The following is a 4,996-nucleotide window of genomic DNA, read 5'->3' as shown; positions in this document are numbered from 1 at the left end:
TGAGGTGTCAACCACCACCCCAGGTTGTTTCCTCGGGCTAAGTGTCAACTATGTCGCGGCTGAGGTGTCAACCATCAGGAAGGTTCTCGCAGGCACGCCGTGTCAACTATGTCGTGACTTCGGACACCGTCAGGGTCGCCATGTTTGAAGAGTCGGAACGGAAACGTTCCGGCTCTTTTTGCTTTCCGACCGCTTGTAGCGTCTTTGTGCGGAGGCAGTAGAGGCGTCGAAAATTGTGGGTTGTACTGGCGATTTGCTTGTGTTCGAGCGTTCTGTGTAAAGTATCAACTCGTGCAAGCGACCGTGTAACGGGCGTGAGTACGAAACTGAATAAGGCCCTGTGGCGCAGTTGGTTAGCGCGCCGCCCTGTCACGGCGGAGGTCGCGGGTTCAAGTCCCGTCAGGGTCGCGAACAACACTTTTGTTGTTCTGGCCAGATAGCTCAGTCGGTAGAGCACACGCCTGAAAAGTGTGGGGTCGCCAGTTCGATCCTGGCTCTGGCCACACTCCAACCCCTTCACAGTAGTGGAGGGGTTTTGTGTTTCTGTCCCCGATGATTGGAGCGTTGATTTGCCGCTGCAGAATTCCACACAGGCCGAGCTGAAGAGGAATGACCAGGAGTCCCGCTACGAGATTTTCGTCGATGGGCAGATGGCGGGGTTCGCCACGTTCACTGACGCCGACGGCGCGCGGGAGTTGCCGCACACATTCGTGGATCCGAAGTTCCGTGGGCAGGGCCTTTCTGGTCCACTGATGCAGTACGCGCTTGACGACGCCCGCGCTGAAGGCCTCGCAGTCATCCCGACGTGTCCCGCTGTGGCGCGCTACGTTGCGCAGCACCCGGAGTACGCAGACCTCGTCGAGTAGCGGGGGTTAGATGACGTAGCTGCCGGGGTCAAAGTACTTGTCGGGGTCGACGAGGTGTTTTGCCTCGCATTCTTTACGTTCCCTAACCTTGGCGGGGATACCGACGGCGATAGAGTTCGCCGGGATTGATTTTGTGACAACGGCGTTCGCCCCGACTGCGGTGTTCGCCCCGATAGTGATGGGGCCGAGCACCTTTGCACCTGCGCCAATCGTGACGTTGTCACCGATGGTGGGGTGGCGCTTCGTCTGCGTAAGCACCTGTCCGCCGAGTGTGACTCCGTGGTAGAGCATGACGCCATCGCCGATTTCGGTGGTTTCCCCGATGACGATGCCCATGCCGTGGTCGATGAAGAAGCGTCGGCCGATGGTGGCGCCTGGGTGGATTTCGATGCCGGTGAAGAACCGGTTGGCCTGGGCGAGCACACGCGCTGGACCTTTCAGGTTGCGTCGCCACATCCAGTGGCACACGCGGTGTGTCCAGATGGCGTGGAGCCCTGAGTAGACGATGGCGTTCTCGAGGTCGCCGCGCGCCGCTGGGTCGTGGTCCCGGGCGTTGGCGAGGTCCTCGCGGATCATGTGAATCACGCGGATGGCCGTTTTGATCATGTGGCGATCCTACCAACGACCACCCGCGTGGCGGCGTCGTCCCTGTTGGGGCTAGTCGCGAATATCTTCGTAGAGCACGGTAGAGACGTAGCGCTCGCCGAAGTCCGGAATAATAACGATGATCGTTTTCCCTTCGTTCTCGTCGCGCGCTGCGAGCTCCAGCGCGGCCTTGAGGTTGGCGCCTGCGGAAATGCCGCCGAGCACGCCGTCCTTGACCGCTAGTTCGCGCGAGGTGGCGACGGCATCTTCGTTCGATACTGTAATAATCTCGTCAATCACGTTGCGGTCGAACGTTCCAGGAATGAAGTTCGCGCCGAGGCCTTGGATCTTGTGTGGGCCGGCTTCGCCTGTGGAGAGGAGTGGGGAAGCTGCTGGTTCGACGGCGACCGCCTTGACTGATTCCTTCTGTTCTTTCAGGTACTTCGCGGAGCCGGAGATCGTGCCACCAGTTCCAACGCCTGCGACTACGATGTCGACCTCGCCGTCGGTGTCGTTCCAGATCTCAGGGCCGGTGGTCTCGTAGTGGACCTGCGGGTTGGCCTCGTTTTCGAACTGGCTGGCCAGGATGGCATTTTCCGTCGTCTCGACGATTTCGTTCGCCTTATCGACGGCCCCCTTCATGCCTGCCGCACCTGGTGTCAATACGATCTCTGCCCCGTATGCGCGAAGAATGACGCGGCGTTCCTGTGACATTGTTTCGGGCATGGTCAGGATGACTTTGTATCCCTTTGCGGCACCGGTCAGGGCGAGGGCGATGCCGGTGTTGCCGGACGTCGCTTCGACGATGGTGCCACCCGGCTTAAGCTCGCCGGAGGCTTCCGCCGCGCGGACGATTGCGTCGCCGATGCGATCTTTGACGGAATTTGCTGGGTTGTAAAACTCAAGTTTTGCTAGGACGCGAGCTTTCAGGCCGTCAGTGATGCCGTTGAGTTCTACGAGGGGTGTATTGCCGATGAGGTCCAAGACGGACTTTGCGATCTTTGCCATGAAAATAACTCCTTAACCTTGGGTTTTATTACCGGTATCGTTCTTGCTGCGCGATTATACACCCTCGATGCGTACAAGCCTGTCTCTGTCAGGTAGACAGATCGGTGCGCCCTCTTTTGGGGTAGTGATCCTGTGGATGTGTGGAAAGTGCGAAGTTTGGCTACCCCCGAAAACGCGTTATGATGAAAGGGCTTTGAGTCAAGTTCGACAAGCAGTGTCCCTAAACAGGGGACACTCGAACGGGTGGAAAGCGAGAGATAATTGACCGACGCACAGTGCCTTAAGGAAGACGACGACGCCATCCGGGCAGCGTTGACCACGCTGAAAACCGCGACTGGTATCCCGGTAGCAATGTATGGCACCCTTCTGGCGGACAACCGTTTGCAGATCACGCAATGGATCGGACTACGGACCCCAGCTCTGCAGGAGCTTGTGATTGAGTCGGGTGCAGGTGTAGGCGGGCGGGTCGTCGCTACGCGTCGCGCTGTGGGTATTTCTGACTACACCCGCGCGAACGTCATTTCCCACGAGTACGACAAGCAGATTCAGGACGAAGGCCTGCACTCCATCGTCGCTGTGCCAGTTATCACTCAGCGTGAGATTCGCGGCGTCCTGTATGTGGGCGTGCACTCGCCGGTCCGTTTGGGTGACAAGGTGATCGAGGAAGTGGCGATGACAGCGCGCTGCCTTGAGCAGGATCTCGCAGTCAATACCGCGCTGCGGCAGGGTGACGGTGCCCGAGCAGGCCAGAAGACGGGTCGCGTCATGAATAGTGCGGAATGGGAGCAGGTGCGCTCCACGCACTCGAAGCTTCGCATGCTCGCGAACCGTGTTGGCGATGAAAACCTGCGTAAGGAAATCGAGCAACTGTGTGACCAGATGGTCTCGCCGGTGCGGGTGAAGCAGACGACGAAGCTTTCCGCCCGCGAACTCGACGTCCTTTCTTGCGTAGCGCTCGGCCACACCAACGTCGAAGCCGCAGCAGAGATGGGCATCGGCGCCGAGACGGTGAAGTCCTACCTGCGTAGCGTAATGCGCAAGCTTGGCGCCCACACCCGTTACGAGGCGGTTAATGCAGCTCGTCGCATCGGGGCGTTGCCCTAGCCGTTGTTGGGTACGCTGGGTTCCGTGAAAGAACGATTTTTAGTCACTGGTGGTACCCGGCTTGAGGGCGTCGTCAAAGTTGACGGCGCCAAGAACAGCGTGTTGAAGCTCATGGCGGCAGCGCTGCTCGCTGAAGGTACAACAACACTGTATAACTGTCCCGAAATTCTCGACGTCCCCCTCATGCGCGACGTCCTGGTCGGTCTCGGCTGCTCCGTAGATATTGACGGCACCGTGGTCACCATTCACACTCCCGCCGAGGTCTCACCGCATGCAGACTTTGAAGCGGTCCGACAATTCCGCGCTTCGGTCGCGGTGCTCGGACCTCTCGTCGCGCGCTGCTCCGAGGCTTATGTCGCGCTCCCGGGCGGTGACGCAATTGGTTCTCGACCCCTCGATATGCACCAGTCGGGGCTCGAGAAGCTTGGGGCGACAACGCATATCGAGCACGGTGCCGTCGTCGCACGTGCCCACCGGCTACACGGTGCGGACATCGCGCTCGATTTCCCATCGGTAGGTGCAACAGAAAACATTGTCACCGCGGCTGTCCTTGCCGACGGCCGAACAACGCTCTCCAACGCAGCTCGCGAGCCGGAGATCGTCGACCTTTGCGAGATGCTCCGCGCAATGGGTGCGAAAATCGAAGGGGCGGGAACGTCAACCATCGTTATTGATGGCGTCGACAAGCTGGAGCCGACCCAGCACACCGTCGTGGGCGACCGGATTGTTGCGGGTACCTGGGCCTATGCGGCAGCGATCACTGAAGGTGACATCACGGTATCCGGCATCGCGCCAGGGCACCTTCACCTCCCACTGCAGAAGATCAAGCTTGCTGGCGGACAGGTGGAAACCTACGACAACGGTTTTCGCGTGCGGATGGGGCAGCGACCCAAAGCTGTTGATTACCAGACCCTGCCGTTCCCTGGTTTCCCAACAGACCTGCAGCCGATGGCGATTGCCCTCTCCGCAGTGGCGGAAGGTGTTTCAGTTATCACGGAAAACGTCTTCGAGGCCCGCTTCCGGTTTGTCGACGAAATGATGCGCCTCGGCGCCGACGCCAACATCGACGGTCACCACGTTGCTCTTCGTGGAGTATCGACGTTGTCCTCGACCGATGTGTGGAGCTCCGACATTCGTGCGGGTGCGGGACTCGTCCTTGCAGGCCTCGTCGCGGAAGGACAGACAACGGTGCACGATGTTTACCACATCGACCGTGGGTACCCACGGTTTGTGGAGCAGCTCAACGAACTTGGCGCGACAGTCGAGCGTGTGAGTGATTAAACCTCCGAAAAACTAGCTCCTTCCAGGCGATTTGTGTTGTTTGTTGGTTCGTGGTTAAGTTATCCCTCGTTGCCGACGAGCGGCCCAGTCGCTTGGAGGGAATGATTAAAGTGAATAAGGTTGCTGCTTGTGGGCGGTTTCGGGTCTGGCTG

At 59.3% G+C, this 4,996-nt stretch carries 5 protein-coding genes and 2 tRNA genes; 5 read left to right on the top strand and 2 right to left on the bottom strand.

Annotated features, from left to right (window positions below; genetic code table 11):
- Positions 1-334: 334 nt before the first annotated feature.
- The 3 genes from BJP08_RS06840 (at position 335) to BJP08_RS06830 (ending at position 866) form a co-directional block, all read left to right on the top strand.
- Positions 335-408: transfer RNA gene (locus BJP08_RS06840), tRNA-Asp, on the top strand.
- Positions 409-430: 22 nt separating this feature from the next.
- Positions 431-503, top strand: a tRNA-Phe gene (locus BJP08_RS06835).
- 66 nt (positions 504-569) lie between these two features.
- Positions 570-866: a GNAT family N-acetyltransferase gene (locus tag BJP08_RS06830; protein ID WP_369816408.1), complete on the top strand. Its 297-nt coding sequence runs from the start codon at positions 570-572 to the stop codon at positions 864-866.
- A 6-nt stretch (positions 867-872) separates the two neighbouring features.
- On the opposite strand, the gene epsC is transcribed toward BJP08_RS06830, so the two are convergent.
- Both epsC and cysK read right to left on the bottom strand, forming a co-directional pair.
- On the bottom strand, positions 873-1,472 hold the full coding sequence (gene epsC / locus BJP08_RS06825) for a serine O-acetyltransferase EpsC (RefSeq protein ID WP_071568896.1): 600 nt from the start codon (positions 1,470-1,472) through the stop codon (positions 873-875).
- A 51-nt stretch (positions 1,473-1,523) separates the two neighbouring features.
- Positions 1,524-2,459 carry a cysteine synthase A gene (gene cysK / locus BJP08_RS06820; protein ID WP_071568895.1) on the bottom strand — a complete coding sequence of 312 codons (936 nt, stop codon included), beginning with the start codon at positions 2,457-2,459 and terminating at the stop codon, positions 1,524-1,526.
- A 261-nt stretch (positions 2,460-2,720) separates the two neighbouring features.
- On the opposite strand from cysK, the gene ramA reads away from it, so the two are divergent.
- Both ramA and murA read left to right on the top strand, forming a co-directional pair.
- Positions 2,721-3,563 carry an acetate metabolism transcriptional regulator RamA gene (gene ramA / locus BJP08_RS06815; RefSeq protein ID WP_070478053.1) on the top strand — a complete coding sequence of 281 codons (843 nt, stop codon included), beginning with the start codon at positions 2,721-2,723 and terminating at the stop codon, positions 3,561-3,563.
- A 24-nt stretch (positions 3,564-3,587) separates the two neighbouring features.
- Complete coding sequence (murA, locus tag BJP08_RS06810; protein WP_071568897.1) at positions 3,588-4,844, top strand: UDP-N-acetylglucosamine 1-carboxyvinyltransferase; 1,257 nt, start codon at positions 3,588-3,590, stop codon at positions 4,842-4,844.
- The last annotated feature ends 152 nt before the right edge of the window (positions 4,845-4,996 follow it).

It is taken from the genome of Corynebacterium sp. NML140438, assembly GCF_001875725.1.
Classification (GTDB): domain Bacteria; phylum Actinomycetota; class Actinomycetes; order Mycobacteriales; family Mycobacteriaceae; genus Corynebacterium.
The sequence above is the reverse complement of the archived record's forward strand: the minus strand, read 5'-3'. Positions and strand labels throughout refer to the sequence as shown.